The organism is Microcystis panniformis FACHB-1757 (assembly GCF_001264245.1).
GTDB lineage: Bacteria > Cyanobacteriota > Cyanobacteriia > Cyanobacteriales > Microcystaceae > Microcystis > Microcystis panniformis.
Window position 1 is genome coordinate 1870185 of the sequence record NZ_CP011339.1, and the last position, 24406, is coordinate 1894590.

The following is a 24406-nucleotide window of genomic DNA, read 5'->3' on the forward strand; positions in this document are numbered from 1 at the left end:
ATTAGTGATTCCAGCTTATCAAACCCATGCTTTATGGTTGATTGACGAAAGTAACATCAATAATCAAAAAATTCTTGTTATTGATGCTCCTCTTGAATATGGCTTTAATTTACCGCCCAGGATTGATAAACCTCAAGAAATAGAGCAATTTCTTAACCAACTACGCTCGGTTAAACACGCTGAAGGATTAACGGAATAGGGTGGATAATTCTGCTCGGCAAAACCTAATCAGATGTTTAATATCGACAAAGCTGCCATTGTGCGGCACTAACAACAGGGATAAGCTGCCCGCGTATTTAAATTGCTTGTTGAGATGAGGCAAGAGGCAACAGTAAAGGGATTGGGGGAGAACTAATCTAAGGATAGGCGGTTAAAATGCGTCTTAGCTTATTCCCTATCTCAACAACAAAATTAATAAATAGAGACGTACCGTAGATAATACGTCTCGACGCTCTCAAAGTTTTACAGTTCTTTTAACTTCGATCGCAATTCCTCTAATTCCGCATCCACTGCCGAATCCCTGACGGTGGTTGCTTGGGGTAAAGTGGGTTGACTACTAGAAGCTGTACCGGGTAATGCTCCCCCGGACATTTGTGCTTTTAGCATTGCTAATTCATCATCCACATCGCTACCCGATTCTAGTGCAGCGAATTGACGTTCCATGTCGCTACCAGTGATTTCACCGATCGCTTGACTACGGGCTTCTATCTGCATAACTTTTTCTTCCATGCGCTCAAAAGCGGACATGGAACTACTGGTATCGATACTGCCGAGGGTTTTTTGGATTTCTTCGTTAGCTTTTGCGGCTCTGGAGCGAGCTACTAACATATTTTTCTTGGTTTTTGCCTCAGAAATCTTACTTTCGAGCGCAATCAAGTTTTTTCTTAGACTTTCTACCTGTACTGTTTGCTGATCCAGTTGATTTTTGAGAATGGCGGCGGTTTCCGTGAAATCTTTCTTGCGTTTAAGAGCTTCCCTGGCGAGGTTTTCATCCCCTTTAGAAAGGGCTAATTTGGCTCTTTGTTCCCATTTATTGGCTTCTGACTGGTCTTTGCTGTATTTTTGTTCCGTTTGTCGTTGTTCAGCGATCGCTCTAGCGACCGCTTGACGTACCTGTACTAGATCCTCTTGCATATCACTGACAGCTTGTTCCAGCATTTTTTCTGGATCTTCAGCCTTGCTCACCATATCATTGAGGTTAGCTCGGACAACTCGGCTAAGGCGATCGAATAAACCCATGACGCTCTTGTTCCTCTCGGTGTGTACTAAATCAGTTAACTGTTCTTAAAATTTCCTATCTTGCCTAACGGCTCATCCTCTAATTTGACACTCTCCGCCCTAAAAGTGCGGAGATTCTTGGGCTGAATCCGGCCTCTACTAACTAAGTTAGCTTTGGACTTACAGTTTCATATCTAGTCCGACTACACCTATAAGGCAAGCACTCTTAAAGACTACTCCCCAAGCGTAAATTTCTGTGTGTCCCACAGTATTTAATTGTTTTGGGTTCTGACAGTTTGGACTTAATTAAACACCATTGACTGTTAGAAATTTTGAGATCACGGAGTAGGACGTTTAACCTGTTTGCTCACGTTCTCACGGTCGGAACCACTTGTGGGTATTTTAGCACAAGGCCATCCTAAAAGGACGGGGTTTTCAACCCAAATTTCTGATCAACTACAGAAGCAATCAGCAGTCAGTATTCATCAGTCAGATGTGAGTTTACTGATTACTGATTACTGATTACTGATTACTGTTCACTGAAAATACACCCCACACCCCACACCCCACATCACTCATCCAAGTTTTCTTGTTTTAACTTGAGTAATTCCGCTTCAATTTGTTTTTGTCCCTCCAAATCTTGGAATTGTCGCTCTAAGGGGTCTTTATACTGGATTAAATCGGCTTGGGATTCGGCTTCTAGGACTTTTGCTTCTAATTTCTCGAAAATAGTCCCCATCTGACTGCTGTTCAAACTGCCCATAATTTCTTGAGCTTTTTGGCTGGCGCTCGCTGATCGCAATCTGGCCAGATAAAGGCTTTTCTGTGCTTTCATCTCAGCATATTTGCGTTCAATTGTCAAGAGTTCTTTCTTTAATTTTTGTATAATAGCCGTTTGTTGTTGCAGGGAGGTTTGTAGGGGGGTGATCTGACTTTGATAGGTTTGCCATTGGCTGAGAGCTTGACGGGCGAGTTCCTCGTTACCGTGATGTAGGGCTAATTGGGCGCGTTCGTGCCAAGTTTGCGCCGCTTTTTCCTGTTGTTGTCGTTGGCGCTCGGTGCGTTTCTGGGTAGCGACGGCTGCCGCCAGGGCTTGTCGCATTTGGATCAATTCCCCTTCCATCTCCAAGATCGCCTTTTCCAGCAGTTTTTCTGGATCTTGATTTTCCTGAATCAGACTATTGACTTGGGCGCGAATTGCTTGGCCCATGCGCTCAAACAAACCCATTACCGTCCTCCCGATACCAACCCTAATAGTTTACCGAAGTGCCGCTCCTATCAATAATGATAGAACTAGGGACGGGGGACTGGGAGGGATCGGCTGTTTCTGGGGGTGCCGGACTACTGGGAGAGGGAGAAGGGGATACTTGTAATTCTGGCGGTAACTGTTTCATTAACTCCGTGGCATCCTGTCGGTTTTGATTAGCCAGACGACGGGCTTTTTCCCGTTGAAAAAAGGGTAAATTAGCGGGTGATTCTTCTCTTTGACGCAATTCCTCTAACATTCGTTCGTTAATTATCGCGGTCGAGGGGGCGGGGTTGACTTGGGGCGGTGGCGGTGGTGGTGCGGAAACTAGGGAAGATGCTGGAGGGGTACTGGGGTCCGGGGGGCGACGGGTAAAGATTGCTTGATCTTACTGACGGGTAATTGATGGGCCGGCATTGGGGATGGTGGCGGATTCGGGGGTAAGAGGGCATTAGTCAGATTGATAGCGGTGGGGGGACTCTGAACCACTGGTGGGGCGGGAATGTTAGTTATCGGGCTAGTTTTAACCGGAGGAGCGGGAATATTAACGATCGGACTGGTTTGAGGAGTTTTCTGTACTGGACGAGCGATCGCTATCAATCGCTCGAGGTGGCGGGAGTTATTTGGGTGCTGCTCGCGGGGGAATTCTCAGCTTTGCTCGGGGTGGGGGTGGTGCTGGTTAACCATTGATTGAGACTGAGGAGACTATTAGCAATTAAAAAGATCACCATTGCCCGGATGCCCCAAGGGGTAAAAAAGACATCTTTAGCTGGGGGATAGACGTTAATGACAGCAGCTTCTAGGTATTCTGGTTCCTGAGCGGGATCGATGGCTGAACTGGGTTGATGGACGATCGAGAGAGGCAAATCTTGGGAGGATGGGGATCGATCGGATTTCATGAGGGTATTAAAGGTTATGCTGAAAAGTTAGCAGGTTTTTTCGTCCTAGTCTAACGTGGTACTCTCTAGATTTTCCAGATGTCTTTACATTCTCTTGACAAAATTTTGGCGGCTATTACTCAACAGGCGGGTTGGGAAGAATATCGCCACTATGAGCAAGTGCTGCAATTATGGCCAAAAATTATTAATCCCCGTCTGCTGGAGCAAACCCGGCCTTTTTCCCTCAATCGCGGGGTTTTATCGGTGGCTACCAGTAGCGCCACTTTAGCACAGGAATTGTCTTTACAACGCTATAGCTTATTAAAACGGCTTAATAGTCAGTTAGAGACTCCCCTGAGCGATATCCGCTTTTCTGCTGCCCGTTGGCAGCAAGATAGTCAGTTAATTCCTCTAGAAGCGATCGCACCTAAATCCCTGAGAGATCATCCTAGTTATGTCACCCCGGAAAAACCGCCAGAAAATCCCCAGCAACCGGACAGTTTAGAGAGTTGGAGCCAGAAAATACTTCAGAGAAATCGAGCCTGGCCGATTTGTCCTCGTTGTCAGTCTCCCAGTCCCCCCGGAGAGCTTGAGCGTTGGCAATGTTGTGCTTTTTGTTTTGCCCAGTCGGGCGGAGTAAAAGATTCAATTTTTTTATAGTCTTGTGGAAAGAGTGCTTTTGAGTCGGGAATCAATAGGACTATCTTTTCTGTCTTAATTGAACCTGTATTCATCAATTCTATTCGGCTAAGGCTTGATCCCCGGTTTGTTATCGGCGATACTAGAGCCGATAACCGCGGCCACAACTGAGTTAAACTCCTCTGTTTTGAGACAGTGCTGCTTTTTGCAAAGTAACTGTTAAAAGATTCTAAAAATAAAATTTTTTTTGGGGATCACTAAAAACTATATGGCGTATCAGTCCTAGCTATGCTAGTCAGGAAAATACCCTTGGCACGGGGTAGGACAATATTACACAGAGCGAAAAGAGAGTCATCCCTTGAGTTCCTTATAATCATCTTCCTTTTAAAGCCAACCCATGCAAGCCGCAAACTTTCTTACTTCTTCCTGTCGATACTGCCGATACTATCAAACCCAAGGTCGGCGCGGTGGCACTTGTCAACAACTAGATGTTCCCGTCGAAGCTCATTGGAAAGCCTGCGCTCTAGCGATGCCTCCTTTTGGCACTGAATGGCAACAACTCAATCGGGTGGTTAGTTTAGAACAGTCTCTAGAATTAACCTGTGCAGTGTCGCCCACTCCCGTGGTGGTTTCCCCTAGTCGTCATGCTCCCCGACAACCGATCGCAGTTTAGAGTGTCTAGGTCCTAAACAGGAGCAAAAAATTGGCGTTGCCCATTAAAAATATGAATTCACCCTCCCACATCTTTCAGGGCGCTATTTTTGAGATAATAGATGAGTTGATTGCTAAGATAAAGCTGGGAAAAGCAGAATTGCTGTAGAAAGTATTCAGGAGTTGAGAGTTGGGGTTTTAGGGTTTTGGGGTATTAGTTGAAATTCCCCTATCTCCCCACACCCCATACCCCACACCCCACACCCCGCACCCCACTTCCCTATAATTAATGTCGCCAGAATGCCCCTGATGACTTCTCCTCGTCCCCTAAAAATTGGTATAGTTGGCACAGGGTTCGCCGCTCAACGTCGCGCTGAAAGCTTGCAAGCAGACGATCGCGCCCAGCTTCTGTATTTTAGCGGTAATAGTCCCGAATCAATCGCTAATTTCTCGCAAAAATACCAAATTTCTGCCCTAGATTCGGCAATAAGCCTGGCCAGTCATCCTGATCTCGATCTGATTGTCATTGCCAACGTTAATCAGGCCCATGCCTCGATCGCCCGTACTGCCTTAAAATCTGGTAAGCACGTTATCGTCGAGTATCCTCTGGCTTTTCACCCGGCAGCGGCAGCAGAATTAATCACCCTAGCCGAAACCGAGAACAAATTACTGCACGTCGAACATATTGAACTTTTGGGGGGACTGCATCAAACCCAACAGCAGTATTTAGACAGCCTCGGCAATATCCACCTAGCCCGTTATACCACAATCGCCCCCGGCAGACCAGCACCCCGGCGCTGGACATTTCATCGGGATTTATTCGGTTTTCCTTTAATTGCTGCTCTTTCTCGTATCCATCGCTTTACTAATTTATTTGGGGAAGTGGAGTCCGTATCCTGTCATTGTCGTTATTGGAATGTCCCAGAATCCAATTATTTTCTGGCCTGTTTGTGTGAGGCGCAGTTATTATTTAAAAATGGCTTAATTGCCGAAGTTACCTACGGCAAAGGGGAAGTTTTTTGGCAAAATGAGCGAACTTTCACTATTCATGGTGAGGGGGGCAGCTTAATTTTTGAAGGGGAAACAGGGCAGTTAATTAATAGTGAAGGTAGCCAAGCTTTAGAAGTGGAAACCCGTCGTGGTCTTTTTGCTAAAGATACCGCCATGGTGCTAGATTATCTGTTCGATCGGGTTCCTCTTTATGTTACTCCCCAAGCCAGTCTTTATGCCCTAGAAGTGGCCTATGCTGCCTATCAATCTTCTTTGTCGGGAAAAACAGTTTTTCTCGGGGCCAATTAAACCGACTTAGACTTTTTGAATTAACTTTCTGCCTAGTAAACCCTGGGGACGAACTAACAACATAATAAAGAGAATAGCAAAAGCGATCGCTTCTCGATAACCGGAATATTCTGCGGGAACAAAAGCTTCGGCAATACCCAATAATAAACCACCGATTACCGCTCCGGGGATACTTCCCAATCCCCCTAAAACGATCACTCCTAAACCTTTTAATCCGAAAGCAATGCCGAAATAGGGGCCAGCGATACTAACACTAGAACCGACTAAAGTTCCTGCTAAACCTGCCAAGGCACCACTAATAAAAAAGGTAATCACAATAAATTTTTCGGGATTGATACCCAACAAACTGGCAGTGGTAACATCTTCAGCTACCGCTTGTAAAGCTTTGCCCATTTTGGTAAAATTAACCCAGTAAGTTAGTAAAGCTACCATAACTGCTGAAACCAGAAAAATAATAATCTGAATTGTGCGAATTGCCACCGGGCGATCGGCTGTACCGAAATTAATTGCGGGGGGAAGATTGCCATAGATCCCATCGGGAAAAGTATAAATTTCTGCCCCGAATAAGTATTGAATGACATTGACAATCACCACGGCTGCCCCTAGGCTAGAAACCAGAGTTAAGAGAGAATCGGAACCCCGTACCCGGAGGGGTTTAAAGGCCAATCTTTCCAGAAGAACCGAGGTGAAACCTGAAAGGATACAGCCTAGCAAGAGTGCTAAAAAAAAGGGTAAGGAAAAGGGTAATTTGGCATTAGCCAATAAACCATTAAACCCGAAAACTCCCCCCGCTAGAGCGTAGGTAAAATAGGCACCGAGGGTAAAAATTGCGCCATGGGCAAAATTGATAATCCCTAAAATGGAAAAAATCAAAGTGTAACCGAGGGCAAAAATAGCATAGACACTACCGATCGATAAACCGTTTAAAACCTGTTGAAAAATCGTTACTAGATCCATTGTCAGGGTTAGCTAGGGTAACTTTTGATTATAACTGACGGTCGCCACCACATCCGGTAAAGGACGCTGCAGTTTATATAACCAGAATAAACCGAAAATACCAACAGCGATCGCCGCCAAACTAATTATTTGTGCCATTTTCAAAAGCCCAAACATTAAACTATCGGTGCGTAGTCCCTCGATCCAGAATCTACCTAGACTGTAGGCGATAAAATAGACTAGGGTAAGGGTGCCAATTTTTAATTTACTGGGGTGTTTTAACCCCCAGAAAAATAGATAGATGAGTAGGGCAAAAACTGCCAGATTCCAGAGAGATTCGTAGAGAAAAGTGGGGTGAAAATAATCGACGGTGATATATTTTAAAGGACGACTAGCGGGAGGAATAAACAACCTCCAAGGTAAATTAGTCGGACTGCCAAAAGCTTCCGAATTAAAAAAGTTACCCCAACGTCCAATCGCTTGACCGAGAATAACTGAAGGAGCCACCAGATCGAGTAATTGCCAAAGAGAAACTCGATTAATGCGAGCAAAGATTAGGGCTGCCAGCAAACCCCCGATAATTGCCCCGTGAATAGCGATACCTCCCTTCCAAATGGCGATAATATCAGCAGGATTTTGCGCGTATTCTTGCCACTGAAAGAGAACATAGTACAAACGGGCTGCAGGTATGGCCCCCACTACTAACCAAATAGCCAAATCAGCGATTAAATCGGGATTGATCGCTCTTTTTTGGGCGAGGTACTGGGAGAGGGTGACACCCAATAATACCGCCATAGCGATGAGAAATCCATACCAGCGCACCGAAATCGGTCCGATCTCCCAGAGGATCGGGCCGGGGGACTGAAAGACAAAACCTAAGAGCATAAAATTATTAAGAATAAAAAATTTTATCTTTCCTATAGTATCTTATGCTATGATTGAATACGGTAATACATTTGCGGATGTGGCGGAATTGGTAGACGCGCTAGATTTAGGTTCTAGTATCTTTTTGATGTGTGGGTTCGAGTCCCTCCATCCGCATTAACCTTCGGGTCGATGAAGTGTAACCTGATTTGGTATTGACGACCGACGACCCAAAACAAAGACTTCTTACCGATTCAGGAGAGAGGCGACTTCTCGTTTTAGTAAATTCAGGCATTTTGTTCGATAAATAAGGATTCTTTCAGTTCAAAAACTCTTTGGTTTGTAAGTACCTAAGCAAAATTAATTACACATTTCGATAAAGCTTTTGCCTCTTGCCTATTGCCTCTTGCCTGTCTTCACTAGGAAATTTATTTTGCATGACTACTTATTTTTTCCTTTTGACGGCTGACTCAGACAATGCTGACTCAACCAGAGGTTTTAAAATTTTTTAGAGGAAGTCTAATATCATTTTGCAAAAGTAATGACAGACTTAGTTGGTCATTAAACCTCTTGCCTAATTAATTTTTGATGGTTCAAAAATGAGAAAAATAGGCTCTTCTGGTTTTCGTGTGTTAATTTTTGTTATGAATTAAAGCAAGCAAACAGCTTAAGTCGAAGATGTTCAAAATTGGTAAATCCATAACTCATTCTTTTAATAAGCTTTATTTTGGTATTCATTCCCTCAATTAATCCGTTGGTTGTCTGATTTTCAAAGTAATTACAAATACCTGGCAAATGCTTCTGGATCATCCTGGCACTACTTTGATATAATATCCCGCCTATTCTTATCCATTTTTCCAATTTTCTCTCAGCACCTCTGAACGTTCTACTACTTTGATAAATTTGTCTAATTTCTTCTTTCATTTCCCCGGCTATTCCTAAGCATGGATGTTCTTTTAAGATAACTTCTAGTTGTTGTTTTTGCTCGTCCTTTAAGTCCTCTTTATTCTTCCATAATAAATGAGGTAATCCTTTTTCATGCACCCCCATTAACTTTCTCAATTTATTAAGCTCGTCATTGATGATAGCCATTACATGAAAACGGTCATAGATGATTTTAGCATTGGGAAATAATTCCTTGATCACTGCTGTAAATCCTGACCACATATCGACGCTCACTTCTTTCACTTTCTCCCGAACTGCGTCTGGCTGTGCTTTTAAGGCTTCCATTAATTCTTCTTGCTTATGTCCTTTAATCACATCTAGTAAAATTTTCTTGTCCATATCTACGACCGTTGTGATGAAATCTTTATGTCCTTTTAAGTTACTAAATTCATCTAAGCTTATTCGTTCTGGTGCTTCCCACTCTTCCTTTTCTAGGCTCTTCGTTACTTGGTAAGTACCTAGGCAAAATTAATTACATACTCGCCTCCAAAATTGTCCAGCACTTTTTTAACGTAAGCGAGGAGGCTCTTTCGGTCTTTATAGGCGCTAAATTCAATCCATTCATATTTTAAAAATCTCCATAATATTTCAATTAAATTTAAATGAGGTGAATAAGTGGGCAACCAAAATATTTTCAAGTTTTTCTTTTCCCATTCCTCAAGTTTCTCCATAAATGCCTCGCTGGTATGAATGGAAGCTTGGTCAATTATTATGACGGTTTTTTTCTGTATATTTTGGCAATATTTATCCAGAAAATTAATAACTATCTCGCTAGTAACCGTTCCGACCTGTGTCTCATAAAATAATTGATTATCTCGTTTCATTATTCCTAAAATATTTAGTCTTTTACCTTCAATTGGTGGTAACTTTATCGTGGTTTTTTCTTCTTGCCAAGCGTAAGGAATACAAGGCTTTGAATCCCATCCCATTTCATCCAAATATCCTATCTCAATCTCTCCTCTTTTTTCCTGTTTTTTTAGTTCTTCTAAAATAGGTAGTTTGACCTCAAGCTCCCACTCATCAGGGGTTTTGGCGACCCCTCTTCTCACCCTTTTCCACCTCATGTTGATTTTTTTTATGAGTCTTTTTATCGTGTCTTTGCTTACGGTTAATTTCCATTCTTCTACAATTTTTATCTGGATTTTTTTTAAGCTTTTCGGTTCTTCTTTTACCCAGTCAATAACTTGTTGACCTTGTGCTTCTGTCAATTTAGGTTTTCTCCCTCTTCCTCGACGATTATAAAAACCAATTAGTTTTCTATCTTCCCAGGCCGTCAACCAATTATAGATGGTCTTTCTCGTAACTCCAAATATTCCGCTCAATTCTTCTATCGTGGTTCCCTGAAAACTTAAGAGTATACATTTCGCTCGCTCTCTTACTTGATGATGTTTACTAGCTCGATAAATTCTCTCTAGCATTTTCTGGCTCTCGGGGTTTAGGTCTCTAATCAATCTCATTGTATTTTCCTGCTGCTTCGTTTTTTTATGTATTATACTTCTTAATTTTTTATTTGGGTAATTAATTTTGCATGACTACTTATGGTTCGATAGGGGGGCATAAATCGACTAAATCCTTATCTGGCAAGAGATTTAATTGATTAGTTCGCTCTAGATCAAAAACAATTGACAAAAATCGCCAAATATCTTTCTCTATAAGGGTTTCATCTCTTATAATCCTGTCCGTTGCATAAGACAAACCGAAGAACCCTTTTCTAGTTCTTTAGCACAGTGATTAAATATTAACTCAACTTCTGACCATCCTAACCCTTCTTCTCGACTTATTTCTTCGATGCTACAATTTTTTACTCTCTCATAAATCATCGATTCATAGCGAATTGTATGATGCTGTCTTAATCTCATAAAACTCAGTCTTTCGCTGATATACTTTTGGCACTTTTGACAATGAAACTGACGGCGTGGTACTTCTAAATATACTGGATTACCTAATATTGACAAGTCTCTGACTAGATTATACTCTGTCTGATTGATTCTGTCTAAGGTTTGATGGCAATTCGGACATTCAATTGTTTCATTTAAAAGAGCAAGCTTTAGGAAAATTGTCTGAGCAATTTTTTGATAATTGACCACTGTTACATTTGGTAAATCGAGGAGTTGATCAAAATTTATCCACATAACCCACCTCCTGTTCTGTGTTACTATTATACCATGCTCACACAGAACCTAGAAGAGCCAAAAAGGCATAAAATTGCATAAAATAGAACTCTTGCAAATTAATTATATGTTATAATGATGGGTTAACTAATTTTCCCCAAAAAATTAGTTAACCAGTACATTAGTCCTGAATGAAAACTTGAAGTTTAACTTTTAACTCAAAACTCTTTAGATATGCTTTAATTTGGTTATCAAAACCTCTTTATTTAAGCAGCACAAACTATCTCAATTTTTATAATTGAGAATAAATTCTCCTTGACTTGATTAATCTTTAGGCAACTTTTAAGAAGCTGCTATACCTATCCCTAACTCACAGTTATAAATAGCCGCCAACAAGTTAACTCTTAAACTATATCTTCGACGACGATTCCGATATTTACAGGATAAGATTTTAAAGATTTTGAGTTTCCTATTTATATGTTCAATGATAATCCTTTCTTTGGCTAAAGCCTTGTTATACTCTTTTTCTAACTCTGTTAATTTTCTATTTTTCGATTTCTTTTTCGGTGTATAACTATTACTATGGTATGCAGCTATTCCCTGATAACCACTGTCTTCTATGCTGGTAGTTAAAGGATGAAAACGAACTCGACTTTTTTTAAATAAACTAAAATCATGACCTCTACCTTTACCACAAAAGACACAGATAATTTCCTCGGTATTTTGATCAGCTACTAATTGGGATTTTAAAGTATGATAACCTCTTTTACCCCCCAAAAAATCTTTCTGTTTCTTTTTGGGGCGTTCAATGGGAGTTTCCGTTACATCCATTACCGTTACGACCGGTATCTCTGCTTGATTGAGTAAAGCTTTTTTTCCTTTTAAACGGAAGTTTCCCGATTGTAAAAGCATTTTTTCCGTCTTATTTACAATCCGACATATAGTTGATTCTGATAGTTCCCAGCTTGTACCAATGTGAAAATATGTTCTATATTCTCGCCAATATTCTAACGTTACTAAAACTTGTTCTTCTATAGATAGTTTAGGTTTCGGTCTCCTTTTAGATGGTGAATTAGAGTCGGCTTCAACACTTTTTACTGATTCTACCATCTTTCTATATGTTTGTTTATACACACCGAAACGGCGTTTGAATTGTTCATCTGATAAGTTTTGATAATCCATAATTTTGCTAATAAACATAGCAAAATTATAGATGATTTCCTGACCTAAGATCACATTTTATTCTTTTTTCCACTTCAATCTAAGAATTGAGAAAAAAGCAAAACCTTATATTATACCATAAAAAAATTATGCAAGAGGTCTAATCACTAAATAGAGCATTTAATTGATTATTATTCATTCTTAATTCTCCTGACTACTGACTCCTAACCCTCACAACAATTTTTGATTTTTGCAAGAGGTCTATTCTAAGGCGCAATTACGCTCTGAGAGAAGAATTGGGCTTGCAGATGTCAGTCACGACTATTGAAATTGGTATAACGTCCCTTAAATGAGTTACACCAAATAAGTGACCTAGATCGTGTGACTGGTAAGAGGGAGAGGAACAATCTATCCTAAACAGTAATAGAGAGCTAGATAGCAAAATACTCCTTAGCAAGATCTCGCTCTAGCTCTCGATGTGGAATACGAGAAGACAGACAAGGTTAGGTCAGACCTAATTCTGTCGAAATTGTTCTTAATTTTATCGACATTTTAGCGACTACTTGCGCTCAGGAAGGTACTTATATGGATCAGCCTTTTGAAAGTGATGTTATGGAGGACTTAGCCGCTAATTCCTCCTTTGCCGATGAGGGAGCCTTCGATGCTTGGGAAGGTATGGAAAGCGAAGGTTTTGAAGGATTTGAAGCCGAAGACAGTTTTGGCGAAGACCAATTAGGATGGGAAGATATGGGAGGAGAGGGCTTTCTGGGAGAAGACGAATACGAGGCGGAATTAGGGGAAGATTTCGGCGATGATTACCTCATCGATAGCGGAGTCAATGATTGGGATGCCCTAGAAGAAGCCGTTGCCGATGCCCTAGACGCGGAAGACAGCGATGAATTTTTCCGACAATTATTAGGAGGAATTAGCCGGGTGGCGGGGGCAGCCCGTCGGGGAGCCACCACTGCCAGCCGGGTAGCCCGGGGGGTGGGACGGGCGGTCCAAACTGCCGGACGAGTAGCTGGACAGGTGCAGCGAGTGGCAGGCCAAGTGCAGCGAGTGGCGGGACGTGCCGGACGCGCTGCCAATCCCTTGGCCAGCATTTTGGGGCAAATAGCACCACTGCTGCAACAGTATGCCGCCCAGGGCTTTGATGAATTGGATGCCCTAGAAGACTTAGCTGATTTATTTGCCGATGAGGAGCTAGATGAGGCTTTACCCGTAATAGCTGGTATAGCAGCCCGCACTATGGTTAGACCGGTGCTGCGCCGTGCCGCCCTCAGTAGTCCTCTCCGTCGTCAGATCGTTCACAGTACCACCCAAGTGGCTCGAAATCTAGTGCGCCGTCAGGGACCAGCTGCCCTGCGAGCTTTGCCGAGAATAGCTCAGAGTGTCGGACAAACCGCCGCTCGTCGTCGTTTATCCCCCAGTCGCTTACCGCAAGCTATCCGACAAACCGGGGCGAGAGTGGCGGCGCAACCCCGTTTAGTACGGCAGTTATCCCGTCCCGCCCCGGGGATGAGAAGAACTTCTGTTCGCCCCGGCCCCAGTCGCGGTGGTCTGCCCCAGCGCCTAAGACTACAAGGACCGGTGGAAATTATGATCACGCGCCTATAGCTATTTCTGCCCTTGCAATTAGGAGAGAAAAATCATGTATCAAGCCTTTGAAACCGATGTCATGGATGACTTGTTTTACGATCAAGTGGAAGGCCCCGCCCAAAGGGGCGACTATTACGATAGTTACGATGCCGGGGATGAATTCGGGGAATACGATCTGGCCGAAGCCGATGATGATGCCTTTATCGGTGGTTTAATTCGCGGCATCGGATCGATGCTCGGTAGTGGTCAGGGATTTGACGAGATGGAAGACTGGGGAGAACAGGGCTACGATTCTGGTTTCGATGCCCTGGAGGATGCCCTGGCCGATGCCCTGGCCGAGGAGGACACGGACGAGTTTTTCCGACGCTTGGGACGCATCGCTCGCAATGTGGGACGCAGAGTCGGACAAGTTGCTGGAAGAGTGGGCCGGGGAATTGGTTCCGTAGCCCGCGTGGTCGGACCGATCGCCAGTATGATTCCCCTACCGCAAGCGCAATTAATCGGACGTATTGCCAACGTGGCCGGAAGACTTTTGGCTGATGAGGCCGATGAGTTTGAGGCTTTGGAGGACTTATTTGACCTGGCCGAGACGGAAGATGCGATCGATGCGGCCGCTCCCTTTGTTTCCGCCGTTGCCCTGCGGACCGCTATGCCCAATATCTCGCGACTACCGCGGCAAACTCGCCGGCAATTGGTCAGTAGTGTCAGCCAAGCTACACGCACCCTCGCCCGTCGTCAAGGGCCGGCCGCCGCTAGAGCCGTGCCTCGCATTGTGCGCGGTGTTAGTCGTACCGTTGCCCAAAGAGGTTTACCCGCCCGGTCCGTGGCCCCTGCCGTGCGTCGTGCCGCCGCCCGAGTCGCCCAAAGTCCTCGCACCGTGCGCCGTTTAGCCCGTCCGCTCACGACCACATCTGGCCCGAGTCCGCATCGCCCCGGCCGGCAATCGATGTCCGGGGGACGACCTTGCCCCACCTGTGGCCGTAGCCATAGCTATCGTCTGCGCGGACCGGTAACTATTCGCATTCAAGGCAGTTAGGCAACCAACCGCAATGGGGGCAGTATGGGAACGAGAGCTTTTCTACACAATAAAATTTTAGATCTAACGGCGCGAGCGCGTCGTCTAGTCAGGGTAAATTATGCTTCCGTGGGGATTCGCCCCCAAGATTTACCCTACGCTCCCTCTCCCGACCATTTTCGGGCAGCTAATCAACGTCTGGCTAAGATTGATCGCCAAATTCAGCGTCGTCTTCAGCATCTACAAGGGACGTGGAACGAGTCACCGATAGAGCGAGTTTTAATCGATATAGCACTGGTAGAACGGGAAATTGACCGCGCTCGCCGTAGTTTTGGCCTATTTTTTGAAATTTTTAGTCAAAGGGGTTCCTCTTTTGCCGCCGCTCTCGCCGCCCATGATCTGATCGCGATCGATTGTTATCGGGCTGTTCGCGAGTCCTCCCCGGGATTATTTCGCGCACCGATGCTCAAACCCTTGTGTTATATGGAACACGGTTTCTCGCCTGCTACCATGCGTCGTGGAGTTTTGCTGACTCGTCTTTTGGGAGAACCTAATCCCTTCCCGATTATCCGGATTCCTTGGGATCGAGATAATCCTTGGCAACCGGTCTTTATCCACGAAGTAGCCCACAATCTGCAAGCGGATCTGGGTATCTGGCAGGAAAATCGTCAAGCGGTGATCCGTCGCATTCTCGGCACCAGTGGCGACCCCAGTATTACTCGCATCTACGGACGCTGGCATAAGGAAGTTTTTGCCGATTTAGCGGCGATTTTATTAGCAGGTCCAGCTGCGGCCTGGGGAATGGCACTTTTTCTGGCTCATCCCGCTCCCCGTACCCTTACCTATCGTCCCGGAGGAGCGCACCCGACGGCATATCTGAGGATTTTGATCTTAGCGGAAATGTTGCGACGGATGGGATTTGGTCAAGAGGGCGATCGCTTACGGCGCGTCTGGCAGCAACTCTATAACCCTAATCGTTTTCACCGTCTGCCGGCACGTCTGTTAACCACCTCGGAATTGTTAATTCCCCATCTGGTGGATGAAATTGCCTATCAAACCCGTCGCAATCTCGCCCAACAGGCCCTGGCGGATATTATTCCTTTTTCTGAAGATGATGAAAAAGCGATTCAAGCTGGTGCTAGACAATTAGTCCACGGAGAGGTTCCCCCCGATTTACCGCCGCGATTTCTGGTCAGCGCCGCTAGTTATGCCCTCGCTACTGGTCAAATTCCCGCCCGTCAGTTATCCAATCGGGTTATTAATCATCTTACCTCCCCTATTCCCCCATCTTCACCCAGTTTTAAAGAAATACAAGCCGCTTTGCTCTGAAAACTTAGGAATATAGGGGATAACTGATCACTGAAACAACCCCAACACCTTTTTTCCTTGCCCTGATAAATTATGAACACTTCATCTGGCAATCCGTTTAATTATAGTAGTGCCATGGCCAAAAATAATGGCCTGATGGCGAACAGTAGTTCTCGTATGGCGTTGGATAATCTTCTGCGGCGAGAATTAAAAGTCAGCGATCCCAATGATGCCAAACAGATAGCAGAGGCATTACTAAACCGCTATAAAAACAATCCTAGAGCATTAGCCATCAACAAGGAGGCGGAGGGAGTTCCCTTTCTTTTGGCTTCTGGTACACCGATGGCCTTGCAGCAAGCCCCCACATCCTCCGATGCAGAAATGCAGCAAGCGATCAATGATGTGGAGCGGGATTTGCGGGAACTGACCACCAACTCCATCCTCAAGGACGTGACCCCAGAATTGGAAGGCTGGGCGATGGCAGTTCGTTCTGCCATTCAGGAAGGGGTGAATTCGGCTCGTTTTGCCCTCGATCCCAGACAGCGGGATAAAACCTTCGGCATCCGTCGCACCTTGGGGGATTATGCTCGCCTGGCGCGGCTGGTTGGGGCGCTGACTCCTACCATGAGCCTCATCTATCGCAAGTTCGCTCAGAGTTTGGATGAAGTGGCTTCCGTCTTATTTGTGATGATGGGTGAAGCACTCTCTAATGTCGGCTTCGGCGGTCGTTATCTCTTACAGGCTCCCTATAGCGAGTTACAAGTGCGCCGGGATGCTGTTATCTATGCCCTGCGGAATTTAGTCGGGGCAACTCAAGAGGCTTATGCTCCCAACGAATGGCCCAGAGGGATCGATGCCTACCGCCAGCTTTTCCAACGGTTGGAAGAACAGGGACAAGGCGATCTTCGCGCTCTCCTGGTTGAAGGCGAGTTAAGTCGCGTCATGGATGCGCTCATTCAAAGGTCTGGTCAGGGTAGTGTCGCGGGTTTGCGCCAATTAGGGGCAACAGCACAGTTGGATGTCGAACGCCTGCGGCGCCTAGTCATCGTTGGTAAGAACTTGATCTATCCTGCTGCTCCACCTCTGACTGCTTTTCTGGAAGCTTTGCAGCTTTTTGTGGATGGTTTCGAGCCATCCGGTGGATTCCGGTTGCTGCGGATTGCCCGACCGCCGATTTTGTTCTATGGCCTGTATGGGATGTCCGCCTTTGATGAAGCTGAAGAAAGGCTGCTACGGCTGATCATTGAGCGCAATCAGCTTGCGGATAAACTGGACTGCTATTTGCAATGTGGCTGTACTTCTAAAACAGTTCTCTGCCAAATTGTTCTCGATAAAATTCTTTACGATCTCGATCGCGCGATCGACCTCTATGCTGTGGGGACGCAAGATACTAACGATCCTCTGAAGAAATCGCCAGAAAAACGGGCAGTTGCCTATAGCTACATCGTGGATGTTTTCCTATTTCCTAATCAGCCTAAAGGGGAAGCAAACCTTGAGCGAGGTCGCTGTCTCCTAGAAAATGATACTACAGGTTCCGAAGTTTTATTACCTGGCGAACAGGGTAATTCCCAACAGTACCTCAATCATCTCATTTATCAAAGTTGTTTGCAGATTCGCAAGGATCTTTATGTTTCTTCTGGAAACCCTGAACCCGCTGACACGAGGGTACTACTAGCACTTCCTGAAAATGACAAAACAATCAGAGACTTAGTTTGCCAAGAATTACAAGTTCAAAAAGACATGGAAGGTCGTTGGGAAAATCTGGTGCAAACGATGGCTCCGTCGTGCATACCATTTAGGAATGTTCGATGGAATAATTCAAACAATAAACACTCAGTATCAGGAGTATTTAATGTCATGAACAGCCTAATTAATCGAGCTTTACAGAGAGCTTTAGGGAAAACCGAAAATGATAGCCAAATCGATCTTGAAGTTAAATTTGAGTTACCAGGTAACTACGAAGAAAGCCTGAAGATTGTTGCTGATAAGCTCAGTCCTAAACTAGGCGAGTCAGCCCAAAATCTTGCTGAAGATTTTGATGATTTAGTTAATGACAATCCATTAACTGAGCCATGACAATTATTGATCACCGATTCATAAACTGGCTCTTCGGTTTGTGTTATGCAATGGACGGGGGTTATAAGGGATGGAACCCTTATAGAGAAAGGCATTTAGCGATTTTTGTCAATTGTTTTTTATCTAGAGCGAACTAATCAATTAAGTCTCTTGCCAGATAAGGATTTAGTCGATTTATGCCCCCCTATCGAACCATACCAAGTAACGAAGAACCCATAAACTTAGAGTTTTTAAGCAGGAGAGTACGGATGATGACACCTAGTACGAAAAGAGAAACTATACCAGAACCTAACACAGTAATTCACAAGAGGATTCAAGGCATTACTGAGGCAATTCTGAGCCTTGCTGATGCAAAACTAGCACTAAGTGTTGGCGAGGAAGCAGGAAACAACACAAATTCCGCAAATATGACAACAGCTGGATTAGCAGATATCGCCAATGCTATTAACAATTTGCAGCTATCTGTGAAAGTACCTGCTCCAAACATTTCCATCAATATCTCTGTCTACATACTCCTCATTAACCTCAATATCTTTATCTGGTGGTGGCTGTGTCGCAATAAACGAGACAGGATGGGTTGTTTGATGAACAATATGCGGCAATCGAAATTATGGGATCAAGCAATGAAGGGATACAGTGGAAAAAATGAACTTGAAAAGCGATTTACATCTATCTTTGAAACGCCTGTAGAGTCTATCGGTTTAAGAGCAGAATCTTTAGGTGAACCAACTCTACAAGAGGAAGAGGAAGGAGAACAAAAATGGATGGATTGTGCTTTAAAGATCGAGGATTTGTGTATGGAACTGTTGGGTTCTTTTGAGGTTAAATCCCCTGAAGCCGGACAACAAGCCGCTCCCCCAGCACCACCACCGCTAGAATTATTTCCTACTTCTTTAGAGGAGCAACTGACAGAGGAAAACCTAGCGCCAGCCCTGCCCTTACTTCACGAACTCAGTCAAGTTGAAGCCAGCTTGACACAAGAAGATCTGGACGTTGCCAATTTAGATCGTCTAGAAAGACAACTGGAAGTCCTGCAAAACAAATTAGCCGAGCATCCAGATTTGTTCAATGAAGATCTGGCCAGGAGTGCCTCAGAACCCTTGGGGAACAGTAAGCTCGCCCTGCGCTACCAGCGCCTGATCCAACTCCAGCAATTACGTCAATTAATCCTTCAATATTTTGCCTCAAATAGTTAAATCGCCGCAAGGAATCCAACCATGACCTACAACACCACAGAAACCATTCAACGCTTGTGGGCAACCTTTTTGAGAGATCAATTAGGAGCGATGCCACCGGAAGAGCGCCAACAGTACGAACAGCAACTCGAAGACCGTTTCGGTGAACTACTCAAGGGGGCGGCCGACGGTTCCAGTAGTCCCGATAGTTTCCTCGATTTAATGGGATTTGGACCCAAAGGACCGATTCCCTTCGAGAACGTTTCCTATCCCTATATCCAGCCAGATTTCGATGATTCCGTCGTTCCTAGTCAACTCCACGCCGCCGCCGAACTGTACTATATCTACCAACACGAACGGATGAAAGTTTTTCAAGTCATCCAAGTGCTGCAGCGTCTGTTTAGAGAGGGACGGATGCGGATTCAACGGGGACCGGGGGCGCGAGGTCTATATTTACTTGACAAATGGAAACCTTTGCGCTATACGATCCGCGATCGGATGATGGCCTATCGTCGCGCCTTTAACTACGGTAATGCCCAACCAGCTTCGGGGGCGATCATTAACCGCAATTTTCACCGGCAATTAGTCGGGTTTATGGTGGCCGTTGCCCAATATTTCCGGGATTTATTGATCGGGGAAGTAATTCGCGGTGGCACTCTCATTGAACAGCGACCCTTTGGCAGTATCGGCACGGTTCAACGCATCGGCTTGGATCTGCGCTATGCTCTCGATCGCTCCACCTACGGTAACATTTTGGCCCTGACGATGGAAACGGGACATTATCTCAATACGGTTCTCAACCTTTTGGATGCAGCCGATATCAAAAAAGCCTTCGATGCTAATACCAAATGGGATGTGATCGAAATCGTCTCCAATCGCTATCTGGGGGGTATTGCCGAACCTTCCCAACGGGCAAAAATGGCGGAAAGCGGTCGTCGGATTCTGCAATTTGTCGCCGATAACGACTTTAAAACTGCCCTTGACCCGATTTTATTCCAATCGGAACTCAGACCCATGGGTCCCCATTCGGAAGCTTGGTTAGCTGCCTATCGCATGACTCCCGAAGGCCGGGCTTTTCAGGGGGTAACTCCGGCGCTACGCAGTGTTATCGGTTCGGGGTCTGCTGGGGTGTAACGCTATTATTTTAGGGAGCATCTCACTTACGCGATGAGTAATTATACTTAGCCTAAAAGCCACTCTTAATCGTGTCTTGGAACGAAATAGAGGCTTTTAAAGACCGCGTACATGGAGAATTAAAACAAGAATTACCCTCGAAAAGCCTATTTTTCTACTAAGTATTTATGCTCATTGCAAAGGTGAGATGCTCCCTTATTTTAGAGGTGTCCCGATGAGTGCCGCTCTTTTGCCCGATTTCTCCATTAACCTCAATCAACGCCGTTGGTCTTGTGTCCTCGATCCCAACCTGGCCTTATCGGATTATGGTCTGCTCCTGGTCAAACAATTAGGACGATTTCTCGAATTATGGATAGCGCGAGAATTTTGGCATCTAATTGATAATAGCGATGTTTTCGATCGCTGGCGGCCTTGGCTAGAAGCGTCCCCAGAGAAGGGCAATTGCCCATCCCTTCTTACTCCGGAACTTTCTTCTCAAACCCGTCGCACTTTGCGGGAATGGGAAAGACTGCGACTAGAGACGGATTTAGGTAATCATCATCTATTTTGGATCGGCGATGGGCTTGGTGAATCCCTTTTGCCCAAAGAAACCGACAGCAGTTTAGTCAGTCGTTGGGAATGGTTAGCCCGCAGTTTAGATAGACAAATTCACACCGATCTGCTCGGCTATGCTTTCCGAGATGCGATCGCTTTGAGTGCCGCCTTGGGGTCGGCCTTTATCCTAACCCATCGCTCCCCGGAAGATCGGGCCCGCAACTTACCCCCAGTAATCTGTTCTACCTTGGAGAGTTGGGGCATCAACTGTCAGGAAATTGACCAACAAGATGCGATCGCTGCTTTGGAACGGGAACAATTACGCCAGTTATTCATCCAGTCTGGAGTCTCCAAATTGCTCTGGATGGGATTCCACCCAGTGGTTCTGCATTTAGTAGTTCCGGAAGCAATCAGGATCGATCCTCCTCCCAGTTGGTCCGAAGATATTTCTGCGAGCGAATTGGAATTAGAAGACTGGTCAGAAACTAGGGGAGAAAAAATTGATTTTTGGCAGGGTGCAAGGGGATTTTGGTATGAGATTTAACGTTGAAAAACCTTCCTTTTATTTTTCCAACTGACTTCTTACCCAATTCCGAAATGCTTTTACTAACTCTAGGTAATCTGTCTGGCCAGCTTGTTGTAAAAATATAGCAATTTCTAAGATGGGTAAATTAGGAAAAAATTGACTTGTTGGGGAGGTAATATAAGTGCCATTTTGTAATTGTTGGATGACCAGAGATTCCCCATTATAAACCCAAACCTCTGCCACGCCTAAATCTGCATAAACCTGAAGGCGATTTTGAGAACTGCTGGTGACATCAATTTCTATGACTAAATCTGGTGCAGGGTCTTCATTTAAGTCCAGTCGCTTTTTCCCCCGAACCGCCTCAATATTATCAATGTAAAAGCATTCATCCGGTTCTGCACCACTCAATTTAGGGCGTTTAAAGGTGGTAGAACCAAGGGGATAAATCGGGACTGCTGATTCTTCCGCTAGGGTTTCGACAAAGCGACCGATGAGGGTTTTACTAAATTCGTGTTCTGGGGAAGGAGCCATGATTTCTAAATTGCCACGATTGTAGGTCAGCCGCAGACGGCGATCGCTCATTTCTTCTAGCAGCGTTTCGTAGGTTTCCCAGCTAATCCCGGACAGGTGAATTATTTCAGCCGGTGGTGCGAGCAGTGTTGCAGTCATAGATTCAAGCAAAAATCCCATGCTTCCATTTTAGAATACTGATAACTGATATATGAATAATTCACGACCAGATAGTGCCAATTCCCTCCGTATTAACCAACCAGACTTAGTAATGGTGGCCGTTGCCGGTCAAATTGCCCATCCGGTCGGTCAGGCTAATCCCTATCGCATCGGTCATGATGGCATACCCCGAATCCTTCCGGCCACCGGGGGAATTGTCCTCAATCAACGGGTTGGCGATCGCTGTGTGGGTTTAATGGGGGATCATATTGAGCCGGGGGTGGCTCTCCATAATAATAGTCGGGAAATTATCGGCAGTCGTCGCGGCCCCAATCTCGCCCTGATTACCTATGCTTGTCTGGGCAATCGCGCTAGGGTGATTACCGGTCCTGCCACGGGTCAATCGGGTCTGGTGACGGGAAAACATGGGGGAGTAGACCACGTTTTGGTAGATTTTCCCCCTGCGGTTTTGCGTCGCTTACGGATCGGCGATCGAGTGCAAATCTATAGTTATGGTTTGGGGTTAAAATTATTAGACTATCCCGATCTGCGTTTATTTAACTGTTCCCCCGATTTCCTGCGGCGTTGGGGTTTAATTCCGGGTGATCGCGGTTTACAGGTCCCCGTGACTCATTTTGTCCCTGCTGCCGCTATGGGTTCGGGATTAGGCAAAAATACGGTCTGGCGCGGTGATTACGATATCCAGCTATTTGATCCGCAACTTCGCCGTCGCTATCGTCTCGATACTCTTCGATTCGGCGATTTGGTTGCCATTGGCTCGGCGGATACCCGTCACGGTCCTAGTTACCGTCAAGGTCGGATTACTTTCGGGATTATCGTCCATGGCGATAGTACGGTCAGTGGTCATGGTCCCGGGGTTATGCCTTTACTAACAGGTTCCTGCCAACGTTTACAACCTCTCTATGATGGCGGGGCTAATTTTGCCGCTCTGTTTAATTTGCGATCGCTACCCCCCGCTCAAGTCTATTCTCCTCTGGTCAATCCTTCCGGAATTACTCCTCGGTCTAGGGAAGTTTCTGTTAGTCACTAGACCTCTTGTAAAAATCAAAAATTGTTGTTAGGGTTAGGAGTCAGGAGTCAGTAGTCAGTAGTCAGGAGAATTAAGAATGAATAATAATCAATTAAACGGTCTATTTCCAGATTTTATGTAATTTAATCCTTGTTTTTGCCGTTTTTGAATCCTCAAAAATTAATTATGCAAGAGGTTTACTCTTAGTTTTTTATGGTTGAGCTAGAAACTCAATTATTGTTAAGTTTTTCTAATTTATTGGCAAGTTTTTCTGGAAAATTTTACAATGATCGAGCTTCGTCTTGATTAAAACCTCGATGGTTCTTCGTTACTTGGTATGGTTCGATAGGGGTGCATAAATCGACTAAATCATTATCTGGCAAGAGACTTAATTGATTAGTTCGCTCTAGATAAAAAACAATTGATAAAAATCGCTAAATGCCTTTCTATATAAGGTTTCCATCCCTTATAAAACCCGTCCATTGCATAACAAAAACCGAAGAGCCACCCCGATTTTTACCCTAATCTATATTCCCAAATTAAATGTTAAGATTAGCCCAATTATGGGCAGAAATATATTACTGTAATCTTGACAAGACCGTCTTGCACCTACTTTTATTGATTGTTTCCTATTTTCCAGATAGACGAAGCTTTTATTTAGTCAGAAAACAAGTTAGGAGAGAAAAGACAATGAATAACCAGCATCAGCAAAACCTTGGCTCTTTGTTCACCGATGTGTCCTATCAAGTAGTTTCAGAAATTTATAAGCACGATCATCACTACTGTATCATCTATCTAAAGGAAGATCAGAAAAAAAATTATTTAAAAGAATTAAAAAAATCTTTTGTTGAGGTGGATCAATTTGAAGTCAACGGTCAATGTTTTATTATTCTCGATGTATCCAGTCAAATTAAATCTTCCGCCCAAGAAATCGCCCAACTTCTCTCGGAAAGAGAACTACAAATCGCCACCCTAGTGGCCCTGGGACAAGCTAACAAACAGATAGCCCATCGCTTACATATTAGTGAATGGACTGTTGCTACCTATTTACGGCGAATTTTTGCCAAATTAGGGGTAGATAGTCGTGCCGCTATGGTCTATCGTTGTGCCTCTCTCATTCAACTGTTGCAATCAGATTTCGATGTTCAGGAATTAGCAACTATTTGATTAGCTAGTTTATAGGAGAGTGGGAAGCTTTTTTGGTTCTTCGTTACTTGGTATGGTTCGATAGGGGGGCATAAATCGACTAAATCCTTATCTGGCAAGAGACTTAATTGATTAGTTCGCTCTAGATAAAAAACAATTGACAAAAATCGCTAAATGCCTTTCTCTATAAGGGTTCCATCCCTTATAACCCCCGTCCATTGCATAACACAAACCGAAGAGCCGCTT

Annotated in this window: 20 protein-coding genes, 1 tRNA gene and 4 pseudogenes; 14 read left to right on the forward strand and 11 right to left on the reverse strand. The window is 44.7% G+C overall.

Annotated elements, in window-relative coordinates; genetic code table 11:
- Positions 1-4 precede the first annotated feature (4 nt).
- Positions 5-199: a hypothetical protein gene (locus tag VL20_RS09015; RefSeq protein WP_052276291.1), complete on the forward strand. Its 195-nt coding sequence runs from the start codon at positions 5-7 to the stop codon at positions 197-199.
- A gap of 263 nt (positions 200-462) precedes the next feature.
- Here VL20_RS09015 and VL20_RS09020 read toward each other — a convergent pair whose 3' ends face one another.
- The 3 genes and pseudogenes from VL20_RS09020 to VL20_RS09030 form a co-directional block, all read right to left on the reverse strand.
- Positions 463-1239 carry a PspA/IM30 family protein gene (locus VL20_RS09020; RefSeq protein WP_052276292.1) on the reverse strand — a complete coding sequence of 259 codons (777 nt, stop codon included), beginning with the start codon at positions 1237-1239 and terminating at the stop codon, positions 463-465.
- A gap of 550 nt (positions 1240-1789) precedes the next feature.
- The gene (locus VL20_RS09025) at positions 1790-2446 is read right to left on the reverse strand and encodes a PspA/IM30 family protein (RefSeq protein WP_052276293.1); all 657 of its coding nucleotides are present in this window, start codon (positions 2444-2446) and stop codon (positions 1790-1792) included.
- Between the two features lie 22 nt (positions 2447-2468).
- Positions 2469-3363, reverse strand: a pseudogene (locus VL20_RS09030) (hypothetical protein).
- A 78-nt stretch (positions 3364-3441) separates the two neighbouring features.
- Between VL20_RS09030 and VL20_RS09035 the strand changes: the two are divergent.
- The 3 genes from VL20_RS09035 (at position 3442) to VL20_RS09045 (ending at position 5931) form a co-directional block, all read left to right on the forward strand.
- The gene (locus tag VL20_RS09035) at positions 3442-4002 is read left to right on the forward strand and encodes a DciA family protein (protein WP_052276294.1); all 561 of its coding nucleotides are present in this window, start codon (positions 3442-3444) and stop codon (positions 4000-4002) included.
- Positions 4003-4378: 376 nt separating this feature from the next.
- On the forward strand, positions 4379-4654 hold the full coding sequence (locus VL20_RS09040) for a hypothetical protein (protein ID WP_052276295.1): 276 nt from the start codon (positions 4379-4381) through the stop codon (positions 4652-4654).
- A 278-nt stretch (positions 4655-4932) separates the two neighbouring features.
- Entirely contained in the window at positions 4933-5931 is a 999-nt protein-coding gene (locus tag VL20_RS09045; RefSeq protein ID WP_052276296.1) for a Gfo/Idh/MocA family protein, read from the forward strand.
- 6 nt (positions 5932-5937) lie between these two features.
- Here the strand turns inward: VL20_RS09045 and VL20_RS09050 are convergent, their stop codons facing one another.
- Both VL20_RS09050 and lgt read right to left on the reverse strand, forming a co-directional pair.
- Positions 5938-6888 (reverse strand): branched-chain amino acid ABC transporter permease, encoded by a 951-nt coding sequence (locus VL20_RS09050; protein WP_002757675.1) that lies wholly within the window; start codon positions 6886-6888, stop codon positions 5938-5940.
- A gap of 12 nt (positions 6889-6900) precedes the next feature.
- Positions 6901-7752: a prolipoprotein diacylglyceryl transferase gene (gene lgt, locus VL20_RS09055; protein ID WP_052276297.1), complete on the reverse strand. Its 852-nt coding sequence runs from the start codon at positions 7750-7752 to the stop codon at positions 6901-6903.
- 73 nt (positions 7753-7825) lie between these two features.
- Between lgt and VL20_RS09060 the strand changes: the two genes are divergently transcribed.
- Positions 7826-7908 (forward strand) — tRNA-Leu (locus VL20_RS09060).
- 465 nt (positions 7909-8373) lie between these two features.
- Here the strand turns inward: VL20_RS09060 and VL20_RS09065 are convergent.
- From VL20_RS09065 to VL20_RS09080, 4 genes and pseudogenes are all read right to left on the reverse strand, one after another.
- A pseudogene (locus VL20_RS09065) lies at positions 8374-9117 on the reverse strand (ISL3 family transposase); the annotation flags it as partial.
- A gap of 17 nt (positions 9118-9134) precedes the next feature.
- Complete coding sequence (locus VL20_RS09070; RefSeq protein ID WP_052275630.1) at positions 9135-10133, reverse strand: IS630-like element ISMae24 family transposase; 999 nt, start codon at positions 10131-10133, stop codon at positions 9135-9137.
- 249 nt (positions 10134-10382) lie between these two features.
- Positions 10383-10808 (reverse strand): annotated as a pseudogene (locus VL20_RS09075) (transposase family protein); the annotation flags it as partial.
- Between the two features lie 321 nt (positions 10809-11129).
- Positions 11130-11987, reverse strand: a complete 858-nt coding sequence (locus VL20_RS09080) for an IS5-like element ISMae4 family transposase (protein WP_052278419.1) — start codon at positions 11985-11987, stop codon at positions 11130-11132.
- 546 nt (positions 11988-12533) lie between these two features.
- On the opposite strand from VL20_RS09080, the gene VL20_RS09085 reads away from it, so the two are divergent.
- The 7 genes from VL20_RS09085 to VL20_RS09115 all read left to right on the forward strand — a co-directional run bounded on the left by VL20_RS09085 (position 12534) and on the right by VL20_RS09115 (position 21333).
- Positions 12534-13565: a hypothetical protein gene (locus VL20_RS09085; protein WP_052276299.1), complete on the forward strand. Its 1032-nt coding sequence runs from the start codon at positions 12534-12536 to the stop codon at positions 13563-13565.
- Between the two features lie 34 nt (positions 13566-13599).
- On the forward strand, positions 13600-14583 hold the full coding sequence (locus tag VL20_RS09090) for a hypothetical protein (protein WP_052276300.1): 984 nt from the start codon (positions 13600-13602) through the stop codon (positions 14581-14583).
- A 24-nt stretch (positions 14584-14607) separates the two neighbouring features.
- Positions 14608-15891 carry a hypothetical protein gene (locus VL20_RS09095; RefSeq protein WP_052276301.1) on the forward strand — a complete coding sequence of 428 codons (1284 nt, stop codon included), beginning with the start codon at positions 14608-14610 and terminating at the stop codon, positions 15889-15891.
- A gap of 72 nt (positions 15892-15963) precedes the next feature.
- Positions 15964-17946, forward strand: a complete 1983-nt coding sequence (locus tag VL20_RS09100) for a hypothetical protein (RefSeq protein WP_284526063.1) — start codon at positions 15964-15966, stop codon at positions 17944-17946.
- A 248-nt stretch (positions 17947-18194) separates the two neighbouring features.
- Positions 18195-19142, forward strand: a complete 948-nt coding sequence (locus VL20_RS09105) for a hypothetical protein (RefSeq protein WP_128575177.1) — start codon at positions 18195-18197, stop codon at positions 19140-19142.
- Between the two features lie 21 nt (positions 19143-19163).
- The gene (locus tag VL20_RS09110) at positions 19164-20255 is read left to right on the forward strand and encodes a hypothetical protein (protein ID WP_052276303.1); all 1092 of its coding nucleotides are present in this window, start codon (positions 19164-19166) and stop codon (positions 20253-20255) included.
- A 214-nt stretch (positions 20256-20469) separates the two neighbouring features.
- Positions 20470-21333 carry a hypothetical protein gene (locus tag VL20_RS09115; protein WP_052276304.1) on the forward strand — a complete coding sequence of 288 codons (864 nt, stop codon included), beginning with the start codon at positions 20470-20472 and terminating at the stop codon, positions 21331-21333.
- Between the two features lie 18 nt (positions 21334-21351).
- Here the strand turns inward: VL20_RS09115 and VL20_RS09120 are convergent, their stop codons facing one another.
- On the reverse strand, positions 21352-21984 hold the full coding sequence (locus VL20_RS09120) for a Uma2 family endonuclease (protein ID WP_052278420.1): 633 nt from the start codon (positions 21982-21984) through the stop codon (positions 21352-21354).
- A gap of 52 nt (positions 21985-22036) precedes the next feature.
- Between VL20_RS09120 and VL20_RS09125 the strand changes: the two genes are divergently transcribed.
- Both VL20_RS09125 and VL20_RS09130 read left to right on the forward strand, forming a co-directional pair.
- On the forward strand, positions 22037-23035 hold the full coding sequence (locus VL20_RS09125; protein ID WP_052276305.1) for a DUF4438 domain-containing protein: 999 nt from the start codon (positions 22037-22039) through the stop codon (positions 23033-23035).
- A gap of 669 nt (positions 23036-23704) precedes the next feature.
- Positions 23705-24181, forward strand: a complete 477-nt coding sequence (locus VL20_RS09130; RefSeq protein WP_249264925.1) for a response regulator transcription factor — start codon at positions 23705-23707, stop codon at positions 24179-24181.
- On the opposite strand, the pseudogene VL20_RS33685 reads toward VL20_RS09130, so the two are convergent.
- Positions 24160-24384 (reverse strand): annotated as a pseudogene (locus VL20_RS33685) (hypothetical protein). The gene VL20_RS09130 and the pseudogene VL20_RS33685 overlap by 22 nt on opposite strands.
- Positions 24385-24406: the final 22 nt, after the last annotated feature.